The sequence below is a fragment of the Anaerolineae bacterium genome (assembly GCA_035529315.1).
GTDB lineage: Bacteria > Desulfobacterota > Desulfobacteria > Desulfobacterales > ETH-SRB1 > Desulfaltia.
Genome location: DATKWZ010000025.1, coordinates 1 through 26673 on the forward strand (window position 1 = coordinate 1; position 26673 = coordinate 26673).

The window sequence follows — 26673 nt, forward strand, 5'->3', positions numbered from 1 at the left end:
TTTCCAGTGCCATGTTGTTGGCAGCGGCAAAACCTAAGTTTTTCTTATTCCGGATAATATTTACATCAGGATAATTTTGTTTAACAGCCTCCAAGCTGCCATCTGTTGATGCGTTGTCCACCAGCCATATTTCAAATGATATATTTTTTACAGTCTCATGGATTGAGCGAATACAGTCTAATAAAAGTTTTTTAGTATTCCAGTTAACAATTATAATACAAACATCCATGCGAGATCCCAAGTAAACAATTTTGAATTTTAAATTCTCAGTTTTAAATTAATCACGAAAACACGAAAGTACGAAAACACGAAACAATGCCCGGGAATCAAATATTCTTATTTTTTGTGCTCTTGTGATATTTTTTTTATTTATTCCTTCGTGAGCTTCGTGGTTTTATAAATTACTTTTATTCTCTTTAGGTAAAAGAATTGCAGACATTACCGCGTCAAAAACCTGATCTACAGTGATCTGTTTCATGCAGTCAATTGTTTTGCACTGCCTTTTAAAACAGGGGCTGCATTCCAGATCTGCCCTGATAATTGTATGGGCAGGCCCAAACGGACCGGTTCTACGCGGCGCTGTAGGTCCGAAAAGGGCCACAACAGGGGTTCCGATAGCTGCGGCCAGATGCATGGGCCCTGTGTCGGTCGAAATAATAATAGATGCTTTTTCATAAAGAGCAGCCAGTGTTTTCAGGTCTGTTCTGCCGGCAAGATTGGCGGCCATGACTTTCATGTTTGAAATAATATCTTCGATCGCGTCGCTATCTTCCATGCTTCCTGTAAAAATTACATCAGCATTTGCCTGCTTGATCAGCCTGTCTGCAAGGTTTGAAAATTTCAGATTATCCCAGAGCTTTGTTTCCCATTTTGCCATTGGATTTATTGCAACAAGGAGTTTCGGCGTTTTTATGCCATGTTGCATCAGCAGATCATCTGCAGCATTGTGATCCTGGTCTGAAACCGGAACATTAAATACAGCTTCACGAGAATGAATCCCTATTGATTCTAAAAGCATCATCCCCCTGATCAGAGCGTGAACCTCCATGTCAACAGGCTTAATACGTTCATTTAAGAATATATAACTGTGTTCCTGGTGTTCCATGCCTTTGTCAAAGCCGATCTTCCGCCCTCCCCTGGCCAGCCCTATTAAAACCCCGCTTTTAAGCAGAGCCTGGAAATCGAGTATAAGGTCGTATCTGGTGTCCCGCAGCTCCTTAATAAAACTACAAACTTCTCTAAGATTTTTAACACAGGATCGCCCGGCAAGCCCTTTCAGCCATGTCTTTCTTTTTGAAACAATTATTCTGTCAAGCGCTTTATGCCCTTTGATAACGCCATGTGCCGCCTCTTCCACAAGCCATGTAATATGTGCGTCAGGATACTGTTTTCTAACAGCATTCAGAGCAGGAAGGGTATGGATCACATCGCCGATTGCGCTCAATTTTACAATGAGTATGTTCACAAAAGTTCCTTTGCAACATCAAAAACCATATCAACTTCTATCTGATCCATGCATTTGAGATGGCCTTTGGGGCATTCCGGTTTCAAACAGGGGCTGCATTCAACAGGAATCCGCACAATCCTGCTGTCTAAGCCCTTAGGCCCTGTTGTAACCGGATTTGTAGAACCGAATATGGCAATCAACGGAATATCAAGGGCAGCCGCGACATGCATCAATCCTGAATCATTTGTAATAAAAAGATTGCACATGTTTATCAAGGCTATTGCCTCTTCAAGTTTGGTTTTGCCGCAAAGGTCAACCGGCGGATGCTGCATCATCTGTGAAATTCTTCTGCCCAGTTCTCTGTCTCCCGGACCTCCAAAAAGAAGTATGCGGGCTCCAAAAACTTCATGTATTTTATCCGACAAGGCAGCGTAACGTTCCGGAAACCACTGCTTGGCAGGGCCAAAGGTGGCGCTCGGGTTGATCCCTACCAATCTGTCTGCCCTTGATACGCCATGTTCTTCCAAAATTTTTGCGGCCCGGTTTTGATATTTCTTATCTACAACAAGATCCAGCCCAGGGCCGTCTGTGTCAAGACCTATCCCGTGGAGAATACCCAGGTAATATCCGGTTTGATGCATCTTCTTGATTTGAGGCGTGCAGGAAACAGAGTGGGTCAATAAAAAACTTCTGGCATCTGTATTATACCCGATTCTACATGGAATGCCGGCAAAAAATGCGATAAGGGCGGCTTCAAAGGCGTTTTGCAGCAGGATTGCCGCATCAAACCCGTATGTTTTCAATTCCCTTGCAAGCCGCAGCTTCCCGGAAAGGCCTTTGTGTTTTTCAAAATCATCATAAATTAGTATATTATCAATATAAGGGCTGCTTTCAAACACAGGAGCAACCCATGGCTTGGTTAATATGCTGATTTCGGCATGGGGGAAGTTTTTTCTGATTGCCCTGACAGCAGGCGTAGTCATGACAGCATCGCCGATCCAGTTGGTGGAGCGGATAAGGAGCTGTTTTATATTTTCTATTTGTATTGGTTTTATCGCCATTTTTTATAGAACACGGATGACACGGATTATACTGATTTTCACAGAACTATTTAAATAATTTCAATCCCTGTTATCCATCAATCTCAGCTTGCAATAAATTTTTTCTGTCATTGGTAAATATTGCCCGTTTAAATTCAGGAGTTCTACCAAAATTCAATAAAAGTCCCACCTCTTTTTCTGTCGCTTTTAAGTAATTTATTAACTGAGCCTTATGTTCTTTCTTTAAACTCTCTGCTGCTTTGAGTTCTATGATGATATTATCATCTACTATAATATCAGCGTAATAATCCCCTACCATCTTCATATCATAGTAAACTTTGACATTATGTTGCTGTGATATATTAAAACCCATTTTTTGCAACTCAATAACAAGTGCATTTTCGTATACTTTTTCCAAAAAGCCATATCCCAACACGTTATAAACCTTAAAAAAGGCCTTTATTATCTTTTCGGTTATTTCCGAATGTAACATATTTCTCCTTTTTTATGGATTTTCACAGAATTATTACGTCATAATTTTCATAAAGTGCATTAAAAAATAACTTATATAACAATTCATGTTTTTTATCCGTAAAATCCGTGTGATCCGTGTTCTATTTTTTTCCTGGCCACGGGCAGTATGGTTTTGTTTTCCAGCGTTGATGAACCCAGAACCACTGGTCAGGGTGTTGACGGATAAAGTCTTCTATAACCCTGTTATACTGCTGTGTGTTTGCTTCAATATCTTTTCTGATATCTTCTGTTTTTATTAAAGGAATTTCCGATCCGAATTCTGCCGTAAATCCTGATTTTTCACGCACTAAAAAAAGCGGGATAACAGGCGACCCTGTCCTGCGTGCCAAAAGCGCCATGCCTTTGTTTGTGCATGCCCTGTGGCCAAAAAAATCGACAAAAACCCCTTCATACCAATCAACATTCTGATCTATTAATATTCCAACAACCTTACCATGTTTCAGGCTTCGCAGAATCCTGCGCATAGATTGGGCGCTGGGAATCAATTCTGTGCCGAAACGACCTCTTATCATAGCAAATAAGCGATCCAGCAGAAAAAAATCAAGCGGCCGGTACAAGACACTGACCGGATAGCCGGCCATGGCAATAACAATCGACAAAAGCTCCCAGTTCCCCATATGAGCAGTAAGCAGCAACACGCCCTTGCCTTTTTCATACGCATTTCTGTAATTGGACAATCCCTGGATATTAAAATGCTTTTGAAAGTCTTTTCTCTCAAGTCTCAAAGACCACCCGATCTCAAAAATAATCTGTCCGAGATTTTTGAAAACACGTCTAACAAGAATTTTAATCTCATGCGAACTTTTTTCACGGCCAAAAGAACGTGTCAGATTGTCTATCGCTATTTTCCGATGCTTTCTGTCAGCCAGGAACAGAATTTGTCCGATAAAGTTACCCAGCTTGAATGCTGTCTTGCGCGGGATAAGGCCCAGGACTTTAAGCAGGCCGGCAAGAACTTTATATGTAATCTCTTGCAAGTTAAACATGCAGACCGGACTCCCAGGCCTTGGCATGCTTAAGAAAGACATACCAGGCTGAATTCATGGCAATAACAAGCCCAGGGATGCCATCTAAAAAGCCGAGTTTCCATAAATAACATTCTGCGAATTTGCCAATAGCATGAACTGCGCCTGCAAAAACAAACCAGCCCCCGGCCGGGCCGCGTTCGACAGTGTGAATATCTGAAAACCTGTTTATGGTTACCACGTGATCTGAAATGTTCCGGTAAACATGATGAAGAATCGGCTTAGAGAGCTGCTCTATCTTTCCATTAACAATCAGTTTTTCGTGAAGACCATCCCCTTTCCACATGCCTTTGCCCCGGCGAACAAGGCGCACCTTGCGATCAGGGTACCATCCGCCATGTTTTATCCATTTGCCAAGATACCTGGATAGTCTCGGCATGGAAAAAGCAGATACCTCCGGGCCGACATTTTTAATGGCTTGCTGTATCTCTTCTGCAAGTGGGCCTGATATTTCTTCGTCGGCATCAAGGTTCAGTATCCATTCCGATGTTGTGTAATCCATTGCAAACTGTTTCTGAGCAGCATATCCAGGCCAATTATTAAAAACCACCTTTGCTCCAAGCTTTTTGCAGACATCCTGAGTGCCGTCTGTGCTTCCGGAATCCACAACAAGTACTTCATCGGCAAATCTTACGCTCTTGAGCAGACGATTGATCCTGTCCACTTCGTTCTTTGCAATAACTGCTATACTTAAATTTGGTTTTTTCATGATAATAGTAAAGGCTCAAGCCTGGTTTTAATAAAATCGACAAAGGGGCTTTCATCATCTCCCAGGGAAAGCTCTATGCCGACAACAACAATCTCTATGGGCCATGAAGTTTTGCCGGAAATCCGCACATAGTCCTTTTCAGTTGTGAGAATAAATTCAGCTTGAGCATTAATTGATGATTGTATGATTCTTTGCAGATCAGTTTCCGTATATTTATGGTGATCCGGAAATTCAAAAAAATCGATCAGATCGCATTTAAGGCTTTCAACTGTTCTGCGAAAATCATCATTTCCTGCCAACCCTGAAAAGGCAACGACTCTGCGTCCATGTAACAAACCAGAATCAAAGTTCTGCAACTTGATGCCAGGCATGCTCTTTTTGTCATTTGCCGGTTTATAAAGATTCGGAACATGAAAAGACCTGAAAAACGGTCTGCCATGCGCCAGGTTTTCAATTTTATCCACAGCAGCTTGCCTGATATAATCGGAAGCAGAATCAAACCTTGTTAAAACAAATGCATCACTTCGCTTTAATGCAGAGATTGGCTCTCTTAAAATGCCCCTTGGAAGAAGATGCGCGTTGCCAAAAGGACGGCGGCAATCCAAAAGAACAATATCAATGTCTCGCTTCAGATCAAGATGCTGGAAAGCATCATCAAGCACAATAACATCAGGATCAAATTCCCTTATAGCCAGACTGCCGGCCTTGTACCTGTTTTGACCTACAACAACAGGTATGTTTTTTATTTTTGCGGCTATCATAAATGGTTCGTCACCCGCCTTTTCAGGCTCCATGAATATAGTGTGCCCGTTGCTTACAATTCCTCCTGTTTTTTCCGCCCCCCCTTTATATCCTCTGCTGATTATGGCTACCTTATAGCCAAGGCCACTGATTATCTGTGCAACCTTGATGGTCATAGGAGTTTTTCCTGTTCCGCCAACCGTTATGTTCCCGATAGATATTACCGCGCAGGGCAGCTTTTTTGATTTTACTATCCCTGTTTTATAGCAGAATTCTCTTAATTTTACAGCATAACCGTATGCAAGGGAAATAATAAACAAAATGGAAGCAAAAGAAAAAAAACAGGTTTTATCCTCACCTGTCATAATGCTTTCTATTTTTTTTCTGATTTTGTCTATCATCTAATTGCCTTTTTTTACCACGAAGAACACGAAGATAAAATATCTTCAATAAACATATACAATCGAGCTTCGAGTATGATCAAATTTTGGGTTAAAGAAAACTTTTAATCACCTTCAAGGTCTTTTCAACAGCCCCTTTGTTGGCATTAAATACTTTGAAAGCCATGCTTCCCATTTCTCCGGCTTTCTGATTGTCGATCAGCAGCTCTGATACAATATTATATATGCTTTCCGCATCCTGCACAGAGCCGGCTCCACCAGAGCTTATAAGCATATCCGATATATCCGCGAAATCGCTCATGTTCGGCCCAAAGATAATCGGTCTGGAAAATGCAGCAGGCTCAAGAGGATTGTGGCCTCCGCAGCTTACAAGGCTTCCGCCCACAAAGGCTATATCCGCTATGGCGTAAAGCGTTTTTAACGACCCTATCCTGTCAACAACGATCACATCCTGCCCGGTCTTTTTTTCTTCAAGCTCAGCCATTGTAACCGCAAAAAAACCCGCTGATTTACAGATTCGGCATACTGATTTGGCTCGATCCGGATTTCTGGGGACAATAATAAGGATAAGATCAAGATATTCCTTTTTTAGTCTTGAAAAGGCGTCAAGCAGTATTGCCTCTTCTCCGTAATGCGTGCTTCCTGCGAGCAGGATCTTTTGAGACGGATTAACAAGCAAAGATTGTCTTAATTTATTTATTTCTTCACGTCCGACAGAATCGTATTGCCGGTCAAATTTTATATTTCCGGTTATTGTTATCCTGCCCGGCGGAATCCCTAAAAGGCTGAAGCTATGGGCGTCTTTCAAAGACTGAACGCAAATTTTTGAAAAGGATAAAAAAAGTTTTTTAAAAAAGAATAAAAACCGTTTGTATCCAAAATATGATTTTCTTGAAAGCCTTGCGTTTACAAGGATCACAGGAACATTGCGCTTTTTCATTTCAAACATAAAATTCGGCCATATATCAGACTCAACAATAATAACAATGGCCGGCTCAACCTTTGTGGCAATATGTTTTATTGAAATCAGCAAATCATAGGGAAAGAAAAATATTGCATCTGCATTTTCCTTTAAAAGATTATTTGCTATTTCAAACCCTGTTTTTGTGGAAGCTGAAAAAACAATATCCTGATGTTTAAAACAGCTCTTTAATTCTTTAACCAGAGGAACTGCGGAAAGAACCTCGCCCACGGAAAGGGCATGTACCCATATCGGTCTGTTGTGAGGATGATATGATCTGTTTTGTCTTATGCGTTCCGGAAGAGGCATAAGCCCCAGCCTGTACAGAACCGTTTTTCGTCTTTTATCGGTTGCGAGCACAAGCGGAATTATCAGAGGAAGCCCAATGGTAATTCCTGCTGCAAGAAGAATATTATATAAAAGAATCATAAAGTTACAAGTGCCCAAAGTATGTTAAAGTGCTTAAAGTTAAGGAATGCGCCTCAGGCGTACCACAAACTTTAGGCACTTTAATTTAATCACTATTTAATAATATAAGCGCGCCAAAACATAAAAAAATAAGGTTTGCAGCCCATGCGGCAATAACAGGAGGAAGCATTTCTCCATATCCAAGCGATATGCAAAAGCTATAAGATATCCAATAAAGAAATGCTATTCCTATGCCTAATGCAATGATGAGGGGCAGGCCCTCCTTGATTTTTCCTCTTACAGCAATACCTGTGCCCATCATGCACATAATAATGCAAACAAAAGGAAAAGCTGTCTTGGCATAAAGGTCCACCCTGTAACTTGTAGCGTCATATCCTTCTGCTTCAATCTTTCTGATATATGAGATCAGCTCCTTGAAACTCATATCTTCCGATTTTTTTATAACCCTCATTAAATCATCAGGCATAAAATCCAACTTCTCAATAATCTTTTCATGAAAGCTTATCTTATAGTTATTATCTTTCTTATTAAGATTTTGCTGCGCTACATCATACAGGCACCATCTGTTTTGAATAAAAACACCTTTTTTTGCGTCAACCCTTCTAATAAGCCTGAAATCTACGTCAAAATAATTGATAGTAACCCCGAATATAGCGCTGTTTGCAGAATTGTAGTGTTTTATGTGCGTTATCGTGCAATTACCCTTAATCCAGATATCTTTTTCCTTTGATATTACCGCGGATTCTTTTCTGACATCTTTCAGCCATATTTTGTTAGCATGTTCCATACTTACCGGAACAATTACTTCTGACAGGAAAAAAAGAAATGCGCTAAATATTATTCCCAATAAAATTACCGGTGTTAAAAAATAATAGGTGCTTATGCCGCTGCTTTTTAAAGCAACCAGTTCATTATTTTTAGTCATCAGGCCAAAAACAATCAACACTGCAAGCAGGATGCTGAGCGGAATTATCTGGGCGACAATAAATGGTATCTTTAATATTAAATAGGAAAAGGTCTTTGAAAGAGAAAGACCTGCTTCCATAAAATTATCTACCTTTTCGAAAAAATCGACAGCAACATAAATGCCTACAACCATTATTAGAATGATTGCAAAGTATTTGAGGATTTCTCTGGTCAAATATTTATATATTATCGGCATAAAGCAATTAAAGTGCCTAAAGTTAAGGAATTCTGCCTATTTTAAAACTCGCCCAGGCGTTATACATCAGCCGGGGTAGTAGATAGTGTCGGGTCTGGGTCATGGTTGTGGCATTGGGGTTATCAATTAGCACGCCGAAGGCGTACCACAATTTTAGGCACTTTAGCTCACCTTAGGCACTTTAGGCACTCATATCAGCACCGAATGTGCGCTAAGTTCAGTGGGCTAATGTGCTATGCTCACTTCAATTTATTTCCACGACCCTTAAACAAATTAAGAACCGGGTAGATATTTATCGGACGTTCATTAGCTGTTCTTATAAAAAGATATAATCCTATAGCTCCAATAACGATATTTGGAGTCCACATACCGATAACAGGTGGATAAACACCTGTTTCACCCAAAACCAAACCCGCAGACAACATCAAATAATATGCCAGAAAGAAAACAAGACCAAGCCCCAAACTAAATGACCGCCTTGAAGAACTCGACTCTATACCTAAAGGAATTGCGATAAGACCGAGAACAAAGCAGGCAAAAGGAAGTGAAAATTTTTTGTGAAATACTATAAGGGCTGAATAGTATTTAATATCTTTCTTTGCGGCAGATTGCAGATATTGACTCAACTCAGTCAGGCTCATCTCTTTTTCATCCTTTTGGCTCGATTTCGCCGCGTAAACAGCCTTTTTAAGATCAAGACTTATATCATAGGTGTCAAAATTTATTGAATGCACTGCCCTGCTTTTAAGGTCGACCTGATTTACTGTTCCATTATAAAGCCGGAGATAAAAAGCAAGCTTGTCCGGTTCGCTAAAGAGCTTACCGGTTGGAGCGATCACGGTGCTGACAATATTTTTGTTCCTTTGATCTTCAATAAAAACATTTATCAATGCTTTGTTTCTTAAATCAACTTTATTTACGTAAATCATCACATCATTAAAACTGTCATTAAAGGTCCTCTCTTTAAGACCAATATCAGCATTTGATGCAACCACGTCATAAGTCAATGTTTTAAAGGATAGCCTGCCCCACGGCACTCCATATATTGTTATAAAGCCTGTTAGCAGACATCCCATTAAACAGAAAAGAAATACCGGAGGAAGAAGCCCGTAAGCACTTACTCCTCCGGCTTTAAGGGCTACAATTTCATTGTCGGCGGACAATCTGAGGAAGGTTAAAAGAACAGACATCATTGTTGAAACAGGAATGACAAACGCGAGGAAATGGGGCACCGAATAAATAAGCATCAAAAAGACAGCGGATAAACCTATTTTGTAATTTACAATCAAGTTTATTATGTCAAGTATTTTTGTCAGCAGAAAAACAAATGTGAAAAACAGGATATTGATTACAAAGGGCGGGAACATCTCTTTGAATAAATATCTATTTATAATTGAATTGATCAATCCCTGAATCCCTGAATCCCTGAATTGTTAAACTGCATCTGATAGAGTTTGTAAAATTCTCCCCGGCAAGCGATCAGTTCTTCCTTTCCCCCTTCTTCCACAATCCTGCCGTCTACAATTACCACTATCCTGTCTGCATAATCGATGGTTGAAAGCCTGTGAGCGATTACAAAGGTAGTGCGACCCTTCATCAGATTTTCAAGCGCCTTCTGAACAAGCATTTCAGACTCTGTGTCCAGTGATGAGGTTGCCTCGTCGAGGATTAATACAGGAGCATCCTTTAACAGCGCCCTGGCTATGCATATACGCTGCTTTTCTCCGCCTGACAGGCGCGCGCCAAGCTCTCCAATCATTGTGTCATATTTATCAGGAAAACCCTGTATAAAATCATAGGCATAGGCGGCTTTTACCGCATTTTCAATATCCTCTTGAGATGCGTTCTGGTTCCCGTAAGCAATATTGTTTCTCACGGTATCATTAAAAAGTATGGGCTCCTGAGTTACTATTGCGATCTGTTTGCGAAGTGATGATATTGATGCTTTTCGAATATCGATCCCGTCAAAAAGGATTGCCCCTTTAGTTACATCGTAAAATCTCGGTATCAGATTAACAAGGGATGTTTTCCCGCCCCCGCTCATTCCAACTAAAGCCAGTATCTCTCCGGCTTTAACATTAAAGTTGATGTTTTTTAATACCATCTCCTCTTCATATTTAAAAAAAACATTATCAAACATTACATTGTGGGGCCTGGATTGGATTTTTACAGGGTTGCCATCCTCTGCTATCTCCGATTTTCTGTCTATGATGTCAAAAACCCTGTCTGAAGCCGCAAGCCCCTGCTGAATCGCATTGTTCAACCCGCTTAATTTTTTTACAGGGTCATACAGCATAAGGACTGCAGCCATAAAAGAAAAAAATGTTCCTGCCGTTGATGTGCCGGAAATCACCTTTAAACCGCCATACCATATAATAAAGGCTATTCCGAAGCCTGCAAGAACTTCCATGATAGGCGATGAAAGGGAGCTGGCTATAACCGCCTTCATCTCAAGTCTAAAAAGATTGAGCGCTTTTTCATGAAAACGTTCCTTTTCATACTGCTCCATTCCGAACGCCTTTACTATCTTGTTGCCCGCAAAGGTTTCATGCAGGAAAGAATTCAGATCCGCTATCGCCTCCTGGCAACCTGTGCTGATTTTGCGCACACGCCTTCCAAATTCCACAACAGGAATAAAGGCGATCGGTAAAATTACAAATGCGAACATAGCCATCTTCCAGTCCCGGTAAAACAGAACTATTGTTAAGCCCACTATGGTAAAGACGTCTTTTAATGCTCCTGTTACAGCAGTAGATACCATACCCTTAATAACACCCACATCATTTGTTATGCGAGACATCAGGACTCCGGTCTTTTCTTTATGAAAAAAGGATATCGGAAGATCCTGAATGTGGTCGTAAAGACTGTTTCTAAGCCTCCTTATGACGCTCTCTCCAACATAATTCATAAGGTAGGTCTGACCATACATTCCAAGCCCCCGCAAAAGATATATAATGATAACTACGATCGGAATCAATATTAACATCTTGATGTCTTTATTGAAAAATATATCATCAAGAGCGGGTTTTACCAAAAAGGCTGTAGCAGAAGTTGCAAGAGCTATAACCATCATACATGCCATTGCGAGAAACAGCCTGAACCAGTTGTCTTTTATAAGCGCAAGCAGCCGCCTGTGTTTGTCGTTTGTTATAAGCGATGATAAAGTCTTTTTGATCATATAATCCCTAATTCCCGACCCCTAATCCCTGATCACATTATGCCCATAATAGCTGTCAACGCCGGAGGTAATGCGATTCAGTTCATTTTCAAGCAGCATTAAGCATCTTTTCTCTTCGTTTTTGTCGGCATCTTGTGGGACATAAATGGGAGCGCCATATACAGCCCTGCATTTTGTGAAAGGAAGGGGTAGAATAAAACGGTCCCAGCTTGCAAAAACCTTTATTTTTTGGGCGCTGTAGGTGATAGGCACTATCGGATATCCGGTTTTTTTAGCCAGAATAACTATTCCAGGCTGGACCTTGCGGCTTGGGCCTTGTGGGCCGTCAGGCACAATTAAACATACTTTGTTTTTGCCTTTAACCTTTCTTATAAGCCTTGACAGAGCATGAAGCCCGCCTTTTTTTGTTGAACCACGAATAGCTTCATGTCCCTGTCTCTGAATTATCCTTGCAGCAATTTCACCGTCTTTTGATTTGCTGACCATTGCAGTTCCGTTAAGTCCTTTGCAAAGGTATGAGACAAGAAGCATCCTTGAATGCCATACTGCAAATACAACCTTTCCTGATGAAATAATCGGCTCTACTTTTTCAAATCCTTTCTTTTCAATCTTTATTGTACTGAAAAGAAGATCAATTAAAAGCTTGCCGAAAATACCGGCAAGATTCCACTTGATTTCGGAGATTCTGTTCATTACAGCATGCCTAAAGCTATTTCAGCGACCCGTTCTGAAGCTCCCGGTCCTCCCAGAGAATCTTTTACGCTCAAGAGTTCCTTTCTTAACCTTTCAAGGCCGGAAGCATCATTTAACATATTAAGCACCGTGTCCGCTATATTTTCAGGGGACGCCTTGCTCTGCACCAGTTCAGGCACAATCTCCCTGCCTGCAATAAGATTAACAAGACCGATATTCTTAATCCTGATCATGATTTTGCCCAGCCAGTAACTTATCGGGGACACCTTGTAAATAATTAACATCGGAGTACCGGAAATCGCAGCTTCAAGAGTAACGGTACCGGATGCCGCAACAACGAGTCTGCATTTTCTAAAGACTTTATCCACGCTGTCTGCAATAATATCAAAATCAATTTTTTGTTTATAATTTTTCACTATATCTTCTATATGTTCTCTCTCAATAGAGGGCGCGATTGAAATAATGAATTTTACCTTCCCGGCCCGTTTTGCAATAAGACCGGCGGCTTTAAGCATTACCGGAAGATGCCGCGCTATTTCCCCGTCGCGTGAGCCCGGCAAAAGACCTATTACAGACGCACCGGTTGTTATGTTCCCGCAGATATTATCTGTTGCATGCTTATTGTCGAGCAGAGGATGGCCCACAAATGTAACGGGAACATTATGCTTTCTGTAAAACTGCTGCTCAAAGGGCAATATAACAGCCATATGATCGACGAGTTTTCCGATTTTACTGACACGGCCCGGCCTCCACGCCCAGACCTGGGGACTGATATAATAGAGTACAGGTATTTTAAGCTTTTTTGCAGTTGCTGCGACATGGAGGTTAAAATCCGGAAAGTCTATAAGAATAAGAAGATCAGGACGCATCCTCTTAAGAGACCTTTTGGCTATTCTTATTCCTTTTAAAATATCGCGTAACTTGGAAAAGACTTCGGTTATCCCGATAACAGACAGCTCTTCAGCATCAACAAGAATCTTCACCCCAACATCCCTGAGAGCCCTGCCTCCAATACCGTAGAAAAAAAGGTCGCTGTTTCTTTTATGCATGGCCGTTACAAGACGCGATCCGTGGATATCGCCGGAAGCTTCACCGGCTATGATCATAACAGATTTTTTATTAAGAATCTGACCCATAAATTGCTAACTTAAAAGACGGCCACGGGTTATATTGATCTGTTCCATAATACTTAAAGCGATTTTTAAAGCATTACGTCCCATCTGACCCGTTACCTCAGGGACTTCACGTCTTTTTACCGCTTTTACGAAGGAAACCAGCTCATCCTCCAGGGCATCCGTGTTTGCAAAAGAAAGCTGTTTGATGCCCATGCCCGGAATCAGGCCGGTTCCAGCCTCACCGGCCTTATCAATAACCGTTATTTTGCAATTAGCAAAATCAACAGAAATATACGCATCCTTTTGAAACAGCCGGACCTTCCTTTCATTCTTGATCGAAATTCTACTTGCTGTGACATTGGCAATGCATCCGCTTTCAAATTCAAGACGCGCATTAGCAATGTCAACATGCTCTGAGATTACGGGTATGCCTGCGGCATGAATAGTCTTGATATCAGACCTGACAAAATTAAGTATAATATCTATATCATGTATCATCAGGTCAAGCACAACGCTTACGTCGGTTCCACGACTATGATAAATGCTTAGCCTGTGCGATTCTATAAACATCGGATTTTTAACAATATCCCGCAAAGCAACAACCGCCGGGTTAAAACGTTCAAGATGCCCTACCTGGATAATAAGCCCTCTGGATTCGGCTATCCTGATAAGTTCATCAGCCTCTTCAAGTGTCACGGTCATCGGTTTTTCAATGAGAAGATCAACATCGTTTTCCAAAAAATCCTTGCTTACAGCATAGTGCGCAGGTGTTGAGACAACTATGCTCGCAGCGTCAACCTTCCCCAAAAGCTCTTTATGGTCAATATATGCCCTGGTATTATAATTTGCGGCGACATTCTCGGCTAATGATCTGTTTTTATCAACAATCCCAACAAGATCAACATTGTCCATGCGCGCATATTTTTCAGCATGAAATTTCCCAAGATAGCCGGCGCCTATAACACCAACTTTTAGTTTTTTATTCATTTTAGATCTTTCAAAAAAACTTTTACCACAGAGTTCACAGAGCACACTGAGATTTTATATAATCCGCCACCGTACTTTGGCGGACACTGTTATCTCCGTGGTGAAATCAATTTTTCCTGTAGTTAAACAGAAATTTACAAACTCAAAAAGTAACATATCAATAACCTGATGTGGCGGGCAGTTAAATTTAAAATGGCTGACTGTTTGAGCTTGTTAGTAAGCGTTAACAAAGAACGATAACCGAATAAAATTTTCTATAAGTCGGATAATACCAGCTTTAGCAAGCTTTTTATAAAAGGATTGCTCTAAGTTCTTTCTTTACGCTTACTTATGAGCGAGTTTCAGCCGTTCTTAAATTTAATTGTCCGCTGGCTCAGGTTAACCTCATAATAAGTTTGTAAATTTCTGTTAAATACCGTCAGCATCATCTAAGGCAACAATTGAAATGCCGTGTTTATTCGCGATGTCAATCATTTCCTGTTTGTCAAAGACAATAGCTTTACCCGCTTCAATGGTCAGCGCTCCTGCTCCTGCCTCATGCATTGTCTTTATTGTTTGAACTCCCACAGCAGGAACATCAAACCTTATATCCTGATTAGGCTTGCATACTTTAACAACAACGGCAATTCCCCTGGCCAGGTTTCCGCCTCTTTTTATCGTGGCATCTGTTCCGTCAATAGCCTCAACGGCAAGAACCGATCCGCCACCGACCACTACACATTGGCCTATGTCAAGACGTCCGATTTCCTTGGCAAGATTCCAGCCCAGTCTGATGTCGGCCTTTTCGGATCTGGTTGGCTTTTTTTGGGTCCAGCAGCCTTTTTGCGCCAAAAGATCGGGAAGTAAAAATGTTGAAGCCTCTATCTTAATCCCCTCTTTTTCAAGGACCTCTGCAAATCCGCTTAAAATCCGATTGTCATGAGTGTGCCTCATCTTCGCAATCAAAGTAATTGCTTTTATATCAGGCCTTATATCAGAGAACATCTTTGTTTTTTTTATGGCGCCCATCATAACGGCTTTGCTGATATTATTTTTTTTAAAAAACATTATCAGCCGTTTGAGCTGCCCTATATGCATCCACTCGATCGCTTCAACATGCTCTTTCAGAACAGGATCTGTCTCATTTAGATAAGCTGCCGCATAAACTGCAAATCCTTTTGATTTTGCCGCCTTAGAAAAAATAATAGGGAACTGACCGCTCCCTGCAATTAGCCCTATTCGCATAGTTTAGTCGACCACTACCTTGTAATCCCTCTCTGGGATGATTTTATAAAATCAATAAAATTGAGAACTTCCGGAATCTGTTCCACCTCTGCGCGCACCCTTTCTATGGCTTCATTCATGGTGAGCCCGATCCGGAAAATAATCCTGTAGGTTTTTTTTAATGCTGACAATGTATCCTTGGAAAAACCATTCCGTTTTAATCCAACGCTGTTTAATCCATGCAGAGTCGCCCTGTCTCCTGAAGCTATAACATAAGGAGGGACATCCTTTACAACCGCTGATTTTCCTCCAATAAATGCATAATCGCCTATTCTTACAAACTGATGAATCGCTACAAGTCCGCCGATAGTCGCATTATTTCCTATTATTATATGCCCGGCGAGTGTTGCGTTGTTTGACATAACAACCTTTCGGCCGGTTTTGCAGTCATGTGCTATATGGGTATAAGCCATCAAAAGGTTTTCTTCTCCAACCTCTGTTATCCCTCCGCCAAATTCAGTTCCTCTGTGGATTGTGACAAACTCACGCACAATAGTGCCGCGTCCGATTTTAACATAGGTTTTTCCCCCCTCGAATTTCAAAGACTGTGGAGGAGCGCCTATGGCGGCGTATTGAAATATATGACAATCAGGGCCTATATTAACATAAGAGTCAACAACAACATGTGGGCCTATAACAGTTCCGGATCCTATAAAAACATTCTCCTTAATAATCGAGTATGGCCCGATTTCTACATTTGAATCTATCTCTGCTTTGGGATCAATAATTGCCGTCGAATGTATCATGGTTTATCTCCAAAAGTTGCCATTAATTCAGCTTCAGCTACAAGTTTTTTATCAACTGTTGCAATCCCGGACATTTTGATCGTTTTTAACCTTTTCTTCAAAATTTTTACTTCAAAGATAAGTTGATCCCCAGGCACAACCGGTTTTCTGAATTTTACCTTGTCCATCGCCATAAAATATATAACAGAACCTTTTTTCACCTCGGGCATAAATGTATAAGCAAGTAATCCGCCGGCCTGAGCCATGGCTTCTACAATAAGAACGCCCGGCATAATCGGAGTTCCTGGAAAATGCCCCTGAAAAAAAGGCTCGTTTATGGTTACGTTTTTAAGAGCAGTAATTTTTTCATCAGGAACAATCTCAAGTATTCGATCAATCATAATAAAAGGATATCTGTGCGGCAAAAAGTTCATTATTTCCTTAATATCATAAATCAAAATTCATACCTCCTTCATAGTCAAAATTGATGATTGTTGATTGTCGATTGATGATTGAAGGCATTCTATCCCGCCTGCCATGCATTAAATATGTCCTATCCATTTTGTTCATTATGCCCACTTTAACATACAAGTCATTTTACTTACGTTCGCTCTCAATCCTATCCAGTCTTTTTTCTATTTCAGAAAGGTTCTTTTTAAGCTCAGGAAGCCTGTATATAAGCCTTTGAACCCTGAGCCATAATCTATGCGGCATCTCCGGCGAACCTGACATAACCTGACCGCTCCGTACAGATGCTGTAACCCCGGCCTGCGGCCCAATCGTTACATTATCCCCCAGGGTAATATGCCCTGCAATTCCTGCCTGCCCGGCTAATACGGCGTGTCTGCCGATTGTTACGCTTCCGGAAATCCCGACCTGCGCCACAATTACGCTATCTTCACCAACCGTCACATTGTGGGCGACATGAACCAGGTTGTCTGTCTTAACCCCCCTGCAAATCCTGGTTTCCCCAAAAGTAGCCCTGTCGATTGTGTTGTTGGCGCCGATTTCCACATCATCATCTATCCGGACAATGCCTGTCTGGGGGATTTTAAAATAGCTTTCCCCGTCAGGGGCAAAACCAAAACCATCACTTCCTATAACCGTGCCGGCATGAATTATTACCCTGTTTCCTATTCTGCAGCGCTCAAGGATAGTTACATTAGGATAAATCTCCACATCATTTCCAATCACAACATTATCCCCGATTACTGCGTTTGGATGAATAATTACACGATCGCCAAGTCTAACATTATTTTGAATCACGGCAAAAGGGGCGATAGAAATATCCTTGCCGCACAGGAAATTTTTGCCGATATAGGCATTTGAAGATATTCCGGCTGAGCTATTAAGATATGCCGGTTTTGCGTGGGGATAAAAAAGGGTTAAAACCTTTGCAAAAGCAACCCTGGGATTTTCCACCATAACGGTTGTTTTTGAAGACCCTGTAAAATTTTTCGGAACAATAACAGCCCCGGCATCGGTTTTATCTATCTTTTTTAAAAACTTTGCGCTGTCGGCAAAAGTAATATACTCCCGTGTAGCCACATCAAAAGGGGCTGCCCCACAAATAATTTTATCATAGCCGCCGGACAGCTTGCCTTCGACAACTTCTCCTATCCTGGAAAGCAATATTTCCATACGCAAAATATATCCTTATTGGAGCTTGTTTTGTTCACCACGAAGAACACGAAGAAATTATAAAAACACTAACTCTAATCTTCCTCAAAAAGCACAGTTGAGACCTCTGAACACTTAACACCTAACTCTTAACACTTATTTTTTCTTATCAGCTTCTTTTTTATTGTATAGCTGGATTAATTTGTCTGTTAAATCTATTGCATTCGGATAGTACAGAACACCGGCTTTTTCAATTATCAAAAGGTAGCCCTCCTTTTTCCCGATCTCTTCGACAATGTCCATAACATCGTTTTTTATGCGCGTAACAAGCCTGTTCTCAAGCCCCCTGAACTCGGATAAATATTTCTGTTGAAGTAGCTTTATATCGTTTATCTTTATTCTGACTTCCCGTCCTTTTTCTTCACGCATCTCCTTGCTCATAACCAGTGCGTCACGCTCAAGCTTCTTTTGGAGTTCTTCTATCGCAGCCCCTTTTGCCTTAAGCTCGGTCTCCATATTTTTCCCTTTTTCATTGATTTCAGACTGCGCCGTTTTACCGGTGCTTGAAGTTTCAAGAATTCTCTGAAAATCGATTATCCCTATTTTGGCGACATCCGCGCTGTATGAATAAGCAGCAGAAAAAAATATAAAACTTATTGTAATAAAAGCAATTTTCCTGATTTTCATTTTACCCCCCTCTTTTGACGCTTCGCTCTAATTTTAAATTTTAAATGTTGAATTAATTTACTCAAGTTTCGCACCCTTGATTTCTATCAAAGTCAAGACGGTAAAGGAGCCAAATTCAATTTTTCAAGCGAAATGATTTATCTGTCTTTTTTAACCAGCACTCCACGACTTGTGCCAAGAACAGGCACAAAGGATATATAACTTACTGAACTCATACGTGGTTTCAAGCATTGTCTTAATGTTGGTTATTGGTGCCGTTGTCGAAAGCTTAAGAAATAATATTTCGCTTTAAAAATTTATTTTGGCCATTACCGCTAAAAAGCCGTTCCCATAGTAAATTCCCATCTTCCGCCCCTGTTTTCTCCTTCTTTTGGAGCAAGAATATATCCATTCTCAAGCCTGATGGGGCCCAAGGGTGAATACCACCTGAAGCCGTATCCGGCGCTTTCACGCAGGTCGCCCAAATTAATATTTTCGCTGTTGTTATATACCTCTCCGGCATCATAAAAGATAACACCGACAATGCCCGCTTTTTTGAGCAAAGGGATTATATATTCAACATTAAACTGGATAAACTTATTGCCTCCGACCTTGTCGCCATTTTCATCTGTTGGGCTTACATCACGCCAGTCAAAGCCGCGCAGCGAATTCATACCGCCAAGGTAAAACTTATCATAATCAAAAAGTTTCTTCTTGGAATTTCTGTTGACATACCCTGTTCTGGCATGCAGAAAACCCACAGTTTCTTTAAATAACGGGAAATACCATCCTGTTTCAGCTAAATATTTTGTAAAACCTATATCCCCTCCAATACCGGCATATTCCACGCTTATACTGTGCTCTGATCCCTTTGTCGGGTTAAAAATCCTGTCCTTTGAATCATATGTCAAGGCGGTTGATATACTGCTTTTTGTATTTGTCCCTTTCGACTCCTTGACAAGATCTGAAGCATACGTTTCGTCTATGTTTGTTATATCGCTTACATCAAAGGCATAGGATAAATACGCCCTGGTAAAATCAAAAACAGGGTAACTGAATCTAAAGCCGATTCCTCTGCTATCCTTATCATAGGTATCATAATTCATTTGCCAGTCGTAAAGATCGATTCCTGCCGACAGAGGAATATCAAACAGCCACGGTTCGGTAAAGCTTAAGGTGTACCTTGTTGTCTTGCCTCCAAGCTGTGCCTTTAGTTGGAGAATCTGCCCGCGTCCAAAAAGATTCTTCTGGGCAACAGCTGCCATGGCAAAGAAATTTTCGACATTACTGTAACCGCCTCCGAAGCTGAGCATGCCGGTTGGCTTTTCAGTAATATCCACATTCAAAACCATCTTGTCGTCGGAGCTTCCTTTTGAAGTATTAACCTTTATGTCTTCAAAATAATCAAGCCGGTACAGGTTGCGCACCCCTCGTTTTAATTTCCTGCCGCTGTAAAGCTCCTGTTCATATGCCTCAAGCTGACGGCGGATAACCTTATCCCTGGTTTTTGTATTGCCGCTGATAATAATTTTTTCAAAATATACCTGTTTGCCCTTGTCAATGGTATAGGTAATATTGATCTGTAATTTTTCCAGGTTTTCCTCTATGCGGGGAAATATCTCAGCATACGCGTAACCTTCGTCAGAATAAACATCGGTAAGCACGAGCACGTCGTTTCTCACGATTTCACGATTATAAAATTTTTCTCTGGTAATTTTAAGATTTTTTTCCAAATCCTCTTTAGATAATATTATGTCGCCGGCAATATCGACATTTCCGACCATAAACTGCGGTCCTTCAAAGATTTTTATTGTAATATCAATCCAATTATCTTTGTATTCAACATACGGTTCTCCAACCTTGGCCTGGATATAACCGTTATTCTGATAAAAAGCGGAAAGCATGGACATATCCTGGCTCAGGTCTTCCTTATTAAGCTCCCCTGATGATGTCAGCCATGAGAAGAAACCTTTTTCAGATGACTTCATCATCCCTTTCAGCTTGTTACCGGAATATTCTTTATTTCCTTCAAATATTATCCTTTTTATCCTTACCTTTTCCCCCTCTTTGACAACAAATTCAAGATCAGCCTGATTGTGTTCAAGATTATCTATATTGTAGGTCACCTTTACATTATGATAATTTTTATTTTTATATAACCCCTCTATCTGTTCAATATTACTGCACACCTTGAATATATTCAGAATCGAGCCTGTCTTGATGTTTAAATTTTCCATTATATCTTCGTCGTCAAACACCTTGTTGCCTTTTATCCGAATTACCCTGATGGTCGGTTTTTCCTTTACCATAAAGGTAATTATCTTTCCTTCCGGCCCATCGTCCGCCTCGATTCTTACATCATCGAAATATCCCATTGAAAATATTGATTTAAGATCATTGGCAAGATTTTTTGCAAGAAAGATATCTCCAGCCGAAATTTCGATGGCTTTTTTAATCGCATCCGCCTCTATACGCTTGTTGCCGACAACAAGTATTTCCGCTATCTTTTCTCTCTTAAAAAGCTTTATGCCAAGATCGCCGGCAAGCTCATTCACAGATCCAAGGAGATTTTCCATCCCTTTCCCCTCGGCATAGAAAACCTTCGGAGGACTTTGCCCAAAAGATTCAACCATCTTAGCATCCAGGCTGAATTTTTGCCCTATCCATGTAAAACTTCCCCAAACAACATAGTCAGCGCCGTTTTTTACGCCGATATTCCTGATTGCATCTATGCCTGCGACGGTTTCTTTGCCCGGATAATCGGGCAAACCAGAAGTAGATTCCAGAACAATTACATCGGCCCCATCCTGTTTAAGCTGCTTTTTGATTACATCCGGAATTTCTGCTTTAAGATATGAAAGATCCTCATCTGAATATATTTCAAAAGGCAGTATAACAATGCTAACCGACCCTTGAGAATATACGGCATTCGGCAAAAGAAAAATTATTGCAATTATTAGCAGTCTTAAAAATCTATGCATATCAAAAACACCTCAATTAAGTTTTGATGAACTCGCAAAAAGCCACGAATTAACTGCAGATGGCTAAGTAAAAAGGTTCATATACAAGGCGTAGTAGTTTTTCAGGACTGAAGGCATACATATAGTATGTCGAGGGTCTGAAAAAATACTACAACACAGTAGATGGGACTTTTTACGACGCCATCAAGTTTTTATCAGCTGCCCGTCCATGATTGTTACAATACGTGACATATATGATGCAAAACCCATATTGTGTGTAACCACAACCAGTGTCATGCCTAATTCCTGGTTTAATTCCAGAAGCAGATCATGAACCTGGTTTTTGTTTTTTTCATCAAGATTGCCTGTGGGTTCATCTGCTAAAAGGATAACCGGCTTCAGTACCAGAGCCCTTGCCAGGGCGACCCGTTGCTGTTCTCCGCCTGAAAGTTTATTTACCCTGTATGACAACCTGTCTTTAAGCCCTACCCTGACAAGAATTGCCTCTGCAGACTCTATCGCCTCTTTCTTGCTCACCCCTTTTATAAGAGCCGGCATCATCGTGTTTTCTACAGCACTGAATTCAGGGAGCAGGTGATGAAACTGAAAAACAAAGCCGATGGATTCATTTCTAAGCCTTGCAAGCTTTTCATCATCAAAAAGCAGGACATCTTTGTCTTGAAAAAGAAATGTTCCGCTGTCCGGCCGGTCAAGAGTGCCAAGTATATGCAGAAGTGTGGATTTGCCGATACCCGAGGCTCCGACAATGGATATTGTTTCTCCTGCATCTAAATCAAGGTCAATGGATTTTAATATTTCAACCCTTAGACCATTGTGGCTGAAACTCTTGCTTAAACCTCTGACGCTTATTAAATCAGACCGCCTGCATGTTTGATTGTCAACCATAGCGGATTGCCTCAACAGGGTTAAGCTTTGAGGCCTGACGTGCCGGATAGAGTGTAGCCAGATAACAGATTATCATGGCAGCAGACACGATAACAAAAACATCTAATGCCTCAAGTTTTACAGGCAGGGTGGTAAAATAGTATACATCGCCCGGAAGCTTGATGAACTTGTAGTGCTCAAGCAATATACATCCTGCCAGCCCCAGACACATCCCTAAAACTGTGCCTGCTAAGCCGACAATCATCCCTTTGAATACAAAAATCCTTCTAATGCTCTTATCGGTTGCACCCATGGCCTTTAAGATAGCGATATCTTTTGTTTTTTCCATAACCATCATAATAAGTGAGCTCGCGATGTTAAAGGCGGCGACAAGAACGATAAGAGTCAAAATAATAAACATGGCCTTTTTTTCAAGTTTAAGCGCGGAAAAAAGGTTGCGATTCATCTGCATCCAGTCCCTAGCCCAATATGACCCGGTTTTATATTTCCGGTTAAGATTTGCCGCAATATTTTCCGCTATATTATCTGCCTTGTAAATATCAGTTACACGGACACCGATATTGGTTACCGAGTCTCCGATATGCAGGATAGACTGTGCATCCTTTATGTGTACATACGCAAGAGATGTATCATATTCATACATCCCGGACTCAAAAAGGCCTGTTACCCTGAATCGTTTCATTGCAGGTATATGCCCGACAGGAGCAATCATTCCACGCGGTGAAATCAGATAAATAATATCGTTTTCCATTACACCTAAATTCCGGGCAAGCTCCTGGCCTAAAATAATTCCCGGCACAAAGGCGGATGTGCCTGCATCCTGATTTTTTGTTAATCTTTGTTCCAGAAAAGCTTTATCAAGACTTTTTATTGCCTGTCCCGCAGATCCGGGATCTATCCCCCTTAAAACAGCCCCTGATACCCCGGATGATGAACGAAGCATAATCTGACTGAAAACATAAGGGGATGCTGTTTCCACTCCATCAATTTTTTCAACATCTTTAATTATCCGACGGTAATCTGTAAAAGCACTGCCGTAACGCATTACCATAACATGCGATTCAACGCCAAGGATACGGGACCTGAATTCAGACTCCGCGCCGGACATAACGGCAATTACTATAATAAGGGCCATGACACCTATAGTAATGCCTGCTATGGAAAGGAATGTAATTAATGAAATGAAGGTTTGTTTTACCCTCAGATAGCGGTTGCCTATGAAATATTCAAAAGTCATAATTAAATAATAGCGGTGTCATTTTTCTCGCTCTTCATGTGCGGAAAAAGAATAACCTCACGTATGGAAGCAGAATCGGTAAAAATCATCGCAAGCCTGTCTATTCCTATTCCTTCGCCGGCAGTTGGAGGCATGCCGTATTCCAATGCTTTAATATAATCTTCATCCATACAATGGGCCTCTTCATCTCCTGCTTCCCTGTCTGCGACCTGTTGAAGAAAACGCTCTTTCTGGTCGTCAGGATCATTAAGCTCGGAAAATCCATTGGCGATTTCATGCCCGGCGATGAAAAGTTCAAAACGGTCGGTTAGAGTGGGGTCATTGTCGCTTTTTCTGGAAAGAGGGGAGATTTCAACCGGATATCCGGTAATATATGTGGGTTGAATCAGCTTTGGTTCCACTAAAACATCAAACAGTTTTGCAATAATTTTCCCCAAACGAGCGCTTTTTGCTCCTGTTTTTTGTGTTATGTAGATGCCTTTTGAGGCGGCAAAATCAAGCAGTTTTTCCCTGTTATCAAGCAGGCCCGGATCAATGCCTCCGATTTCCTCCATAGCCTCTAATAAAGGTATGCGACGCCATTTACGTCCCAGATCGATACTATGTCCACGGTATGTTATTAGCGTGGAGCCTGTAACATTTATAGCCGCAGCCCTTAACATTTCTTCGGTCAAATTCATCAAATCGTTATAAGTAGCATATGCCTGGTAAAACTCAAGCATGGTAAATTCAGGATTATGGCGTGTTGAAACCCCCTCATTTCTGAAATTTCTGTTAAGCTCGAAAACCTTTTCAAAGCCGCCTATGACAAGACGCTTTAAATACAACTCAGGAGCAATACGCAAAAACAGATTCATCCCCAGAGCATTATGGTATGTTTTAAACGGCGTGGCTTCCGCGCCTCCAGGAATTGGTTGCATCATTGGAGTTTCTACTTCAAGAAAATCACGCTTAAGTAGAAATTCGCGTATCTCCTGGACAATTTTGCTGCGTTTCACAAATATATCACGCACATTAGAATTCATTATCAAATCAATGTAGCGCTGGCGATAACGTTTTTCAGGATCTTTAAGCCCATGAAATTTTTCAGGAAGAGGTCTTATTGCCTTGCAAACAAGTTTTATTTCATTAGCAAGTTGAGTCCACTCTCCTGTTTTAGTCTTAAACATTCCTCCTTTTATGCCGATAAAATCCCCGATATCGAGCTGTTTGAACAGAGAAAATGCTTCATCGCCAACCCTGTCTTTGCTGATATATGCCTGAAGCTGTCCTGTGCGATCCCTGAATCTTACAAAGGCGGCCTTGCCGAATCGGTTTATTGCCATCATACGTCCTGCAAGGGTAAAAACAGGGTCATTTTCCGTAATGGAATCAGGCGCTTTTTCTGTCTCATTGACAACATCTTTTACTGTGTCTGTTACAATAAAATCGTTTGGAAAAGGATTAATATTTTTCTTTTTTAAGTCTTCAATCTTCTTTCTTCGTTGCTCAACAATATCGTTTGTTTTGTCCATGTCAATCCAATCCAAAAAGGGTCTGAGTTTTGTTTATTTGTGGTATTAAAAAATTAAACTTAATTTGTTAACTTATTTACAGATGGGTGTCAAGAAAGCTTTCCAAAACGAGTAGTTATTATCAACCCATAGCAGCCGCCATCTTGAATATGGGGAGGTACATTGAAACAACGAGGCCTCCAATGACAACACCAAGAAATACCAGCATGAACGGCTCTATCAATGCGGTTATGTTTTCCACTGCCTGGTCAACCTCTTCATCATAAAAGTCCGCAATCTTTTTCAACATTTCATCCAGCGCTCCTGTAGATTCTCCTACCGATATCATCTGGCATACCATTGACGGGAAAACCCCGCTTTCAGAGAGAGGATCGGACATTGTGCGGCCTTCGGAAATACCGGAACGAACATCATATACGGCTGCTTCAATTGTTCTGTTACCTGCTGTTTTTGCGACAATATCAAGAGCGTCCAGAATTGAAACCCCGCTGCTTAGCATTGTGCTCATGGTGCGTGTAAACTTGGAAACAGCGCCCTTGCGCAGCAGCATCCCCATTACCGGCAACCTGAGAGACAGGTCATCAATCAGGACATGCCCTTTATCTGTTTTATAAAATCTTTTGAATGCAAATATTATAAAGACTATGGCGGCGATTATATACAGTATGTTCCCCTTAATAAATCTGCTCATATTCACAACGATTTGAGTCGGCGCAGGAAGGGCTCCGCCCATCCCTGTAAACATCTCCTCAAATACCGGAATAACAAAAACCATGATTATAGCGACCACGATCACAGCTATAATCATGGTTACTATCGGATAGGTCATAGCCCCTTTTATTTTGGCTTTAAGTTTTGCCGCTTTCTCCATGTAAGCTGAAAGCCGGCTCAAGATGACATCAAGGATACCACCGGCTTCACCTGCTGCGATCATGTTCACAAAAAGATCGTCAAACACTTTGGGATACTTTTTTAAAGCATCGGCAAGGGTTTCGCCACCTTCCACAGCACCTTTTATCTCTTTTAACATTTTTTTAAATGTTTTATTGTCCTGTTGTGAATGGAGTATATCAAGGCACTGGATTATCGGAAGACCAGCATCGATCATTGTAGAAAATTGTCGGCAAAAAAGTATAACATCAGCCTGGACAACCTTGGGCTGCATAAAGGCGATATTTTCAAAAACATCTTTTGGTTTTTCTTTAATCTTTGCGGAAACAATTTTAATTTTGGTAAGATTTGCCAGGACAGCTTCTTCGCTCAAAGCCTCCATTTCACCCTTTCGGACCCGTTTTTTACTGTCTTTACCTTGCCACAAATAGACCGGCATTATTACCCCCACATTTATTTATGCATAGAC

The 26673-nt window shown here is 41.0% G+C and carries 24 protein-coding genes; all 24 read right to left on the reverse strand.

All coding sequences use genetic code 11. The features are described 5' to 3' along the window. Window positions 1-229, reverse strand: a 229-nt coding sequence (locus VMW78_04655) for a glycosyltransferase (GenBank protein HUV50292.1), incomplete at its 3' end; no start/stop codon positions are given. Between the two features lie 165 nt (window positions 230-394). Next, on the reverse strand, window positions 395-1465 hold the full coding sequence (waaF, locus tag VMW78_04660; protein HUV50293.1) for a lipopolysaccharide heptosyltransferase II: 1071 nt from the start codon (window positions 1463-1465) through the stop codon (window positions 395-397). After that, entirely contained in the window at window positions 1462-2508 is a 1047-nt protein-coding gene (waaF, locus tag VMW78_04665) for a lipopolysaccharide heptosyltransferase II (protein ID HUV50294.1), read from the reverse strand. Before waaF (VMW78_04665) ends, waaF (VMW78_04660) begins: the two co-directional genes overlap by 4 nt. Before the next feature lie 70 nt (window positions 2509-2578). Beyond that, a complete protein-coding gene (locus tag VMW78_04670) occupies window positions 2579-2980 on the reverse strand; it encodes a GxxExxY protein (GenBank protein ID HUV50295.1) in 402 nt (133 codons plus the stop codon). Between the two features lie 121 nt (window positions 2981-3101). Next, on the reverse strand, window positions 3102-4007 hold the full coding sequence (locus VMW78_04675) for a lysophospholipid acyltransferase family protein (GenBank protein HUV50296.1): 906 nt from the start codon (window positions 4005-4007) through the stop codon (window positions 3102-3104). Continuing rightward, window positions 4000-4755: a glycosyltransferase family 2 protein gene (locus VMW78_04680; GenBank protein ID HUV50297.1), complete on the reverse strand. Its 756-nt coding sequence runs from the start codon at window positions 4753-4755 to the stop codon at window positions 4000-4002. The genes VMW78_04675 and VMW78_04680 overlap by 8 nt, the downstream gene beginning before the upstream one ends. Further along, window positions 4752-5897 carry a tetraacyldisaccharide 4'-kinase gene (gene lpxK, locus VMW78_04685; GenBank protein ID HUV50298.1) on the reverse strand — a complete coding sequence of 382 codons (1146 nt, stop codon included), beginning with the start codon at window positions 5895-5897 and terminating at the stop codon, window positions 4752-4754. The genes VMW78_04680 and lpxK overlap by 4 nt, the downstream gene beginning before the upstream one ends. A gap of 91 nt (window positions 5898-5988) precedes the next feature. After that, window positions 5989-7287, reverse strand: coding sequence for a 3-deoxy-D-manno-octulosonic acid transferase (locus VMW78_04690; GenBank protein HUV50299.1), 1299 nt, complete (start codon window positions 7285-7287; stop codon window positions 5989-5991). 85 nt (window positions 7288-7372) lie between these two features. Next, a complete protein-coding gene (gene lptG, locus VMW78_04695; protein HUV50300.1) occupies window positions 7373-8449 on the reverse strand; it encodes an LPS export ABC transporter permease LptG in 1077 nt (358 codons plus the stop codon). 239 nt (window positions 8450-8688) lie between these two features. After that, the gene (lptF, locus tag VMW78_04700) at window positions 8689-9855 is read right to left on the reverse strand and encodes an LPS export ABC transporter permease LptF (GenBank protein ID HUV50301.1); all 1167 of its coding nucleotides are present in this window, start codon (window positions 9853-9855) and stop codon (window positions 8689-8691) included. Beyond that, window positions 9852-11627, reverse strand: a complete 1776-nt coding sequence (locus tag VMW78_04705; protein ID HUV50302.1) for an ABC transporter ATP-binding protein — start codon at window positions 11625-11627, stop codon at window positions 9852-9854. The genes lptF and VMW78_04705 overlap by 4 nt, the downstream gene beginning before the upstream one ends. Before the next feature lie 21 nt (window positions 11628-11648). After that, window positions 11649-12320 (reverse strand): lysophospholipid acyltransferase family protein, encoded by a 672-nt coding sequence (locus tag VMW78_04710; GenBank protein ID HUV50303.1) that lies wholly within the window; start codon window positions 12318-12320, stop codon window positions 11649-11651. Next, a complete protein-coding gene (gene lpxB / locus VMW78_04715) occupies window positions 12320-13456 on the reverse strand; it encodes a lipid-A-disaccharide synthase (GenBank protein HUV50304.1) in 1137 nt (378 codons plus the stop codon). The genes VMW78_04710 and lpxB overlap by 1 nt, the downstream gene beginning before the upstream one ends. 6 nt (window positions 13457-13462) lie before the next feature. Beyond that, window positions 13463-14422 carry a Gfo/Idh/MocA family oxidoreductase gene (locus VMW78_04720; GenBank protein ID HUV50305.1) on the reverse strand — a complete coding sequence of 320 codons (960 nt, stop codon included), beginning with the start codon at window positions 14420-14422 and terminating at the stop codon, window positions 13463-13465. 408 nt (window positions 14423-14830) lie between these two features. Continuing rightward, window positions 14831-15646 (reverse strand): UDP-2,3-diacylglucosamine diphosphatase LpxI, encoded by an 816-nt coding sequence (lpxI, locus tag VMW78_04725; GenBank protein ID HUV50306.1) that lies wholly within the window; start codon window positions 15644-15646, stop codon window positions 14831-14833. 14 nt (window positions 15647-15660) lie between these two features. Then, complete coding sequence (lpxA, locus tag VMW78_04730) at window positions 15661-16431, reverse strand: acyl-ACP--UDP-N-acetylglucosamine O-acyltransferase (protein HUV50307.1); 771 nt, start codon at window positions 16429-16431, stop codon at window positions 15661-15663. Next, complete coding sequence (gene fabZ, locus VMW78_04735; GenBank protein HUV50308.1) at window positions 16428-16865, reverse strand: 3-hydroxyacyl-ACP dehydratase FabZ; 438 nt, start codon at window positions 16863-16865, stop codon at window positions 16428-16430. The genes lpxA and fabZ overlap by 4 nt, the downstream gene beginning before the upstream one ends. A gap of 142 nt (window positions 16866-17007) precedes the next feature. Continuing rightward, window positions 17008-18051 carry a UDP-3-O-(3-hydroxymyristoyl)glucosamine N-acyltransferase gene (lpxD, locus tag VMW78_04740; protein ID HUV50309.1) on the reverse strand — a complete coding sequence of 348 codons (1044 nt, stop codon included), beginning with the start codon at window positions 18049-18051 and terminating at the stop codon, window positions 17008-17010. Window positions 18052-18186: 135 nt separating this feature from the next. Then, window positions 18187-18717, reverse strand: a complete 531-nt coding sequence (locus tag VMW78_04745; GenBank protein ID HUV50310.1) for an OmpH family outer membrane protein — start codon at window positions 18715-18717, stop codon at window positions 18187-18189. Between the two features lie 314 nt (window positions 18718-19031). Next, window positions 19032-21677 carry an outer membrane protein assembly factor BamA gene (gene bamA / locus VMW78_04750; GenBank protein HUV50311.1) on the reverse strand — a complete coding sequence of 882 codons (2646 nt, stop codon included), beginning with the start codon at window positions 21675-21677 and terminating at the stop codon, window positions 19032-19034. Between the two features lie 183 nt (window positions 21678-21860). Next, the gene (locus VMW78_04755) at window positions 21861-22562 is read right to left on the reverse strand and encodes an ABC transporter ATP-binding protein (GenBank protein ID HUV50312.1); all 702 of its coding nucleotides are present in this window, start codon (window positions 22560-22562) and stop codon (window positions 21861-21863) included. Then, entirely contained in the window at window positions 22555-23799 is a 1245-nt protein-coding gene (locus VMW78_04760) for a lipoprotein-releasing ABC transporter permease subunit (GenBank protein ID HUV50313.1), read from the reverse strand. The genes VMW78_04755 and VMW78_04760 overlap by 8 nt, the downstream gene beginning before the upstream one ends. Window positions 23800-23801: 2 nt before the next feature. Beyond that, window positions 23802-25313 carry a lysine--tRNA ligase gene (gene lysS, locus VMW78_04765; protein ID HUV50314.1) on the reverse strand — a complete coding sequence of 504 codons (1512 nt, stop codon included), beginning with the start codon at window positions 25311-25313 and terminating at the stop codon, window positions 23802-23804. Between the two features lie 121 nt (window positions 25314-25434). After that, on the reverse strand, window positions 25435-26643 hold the full coding sequence (locus tag VMW78_04770) for a type II secretion system F family protein (GenBank protein HUV50315.1): 1209 nt from the start codon (window positions 26641-26643) through the stop codon (window positions 25435-25437). Window positions 26644-26673: the final 30 nt, after the last annotated feature.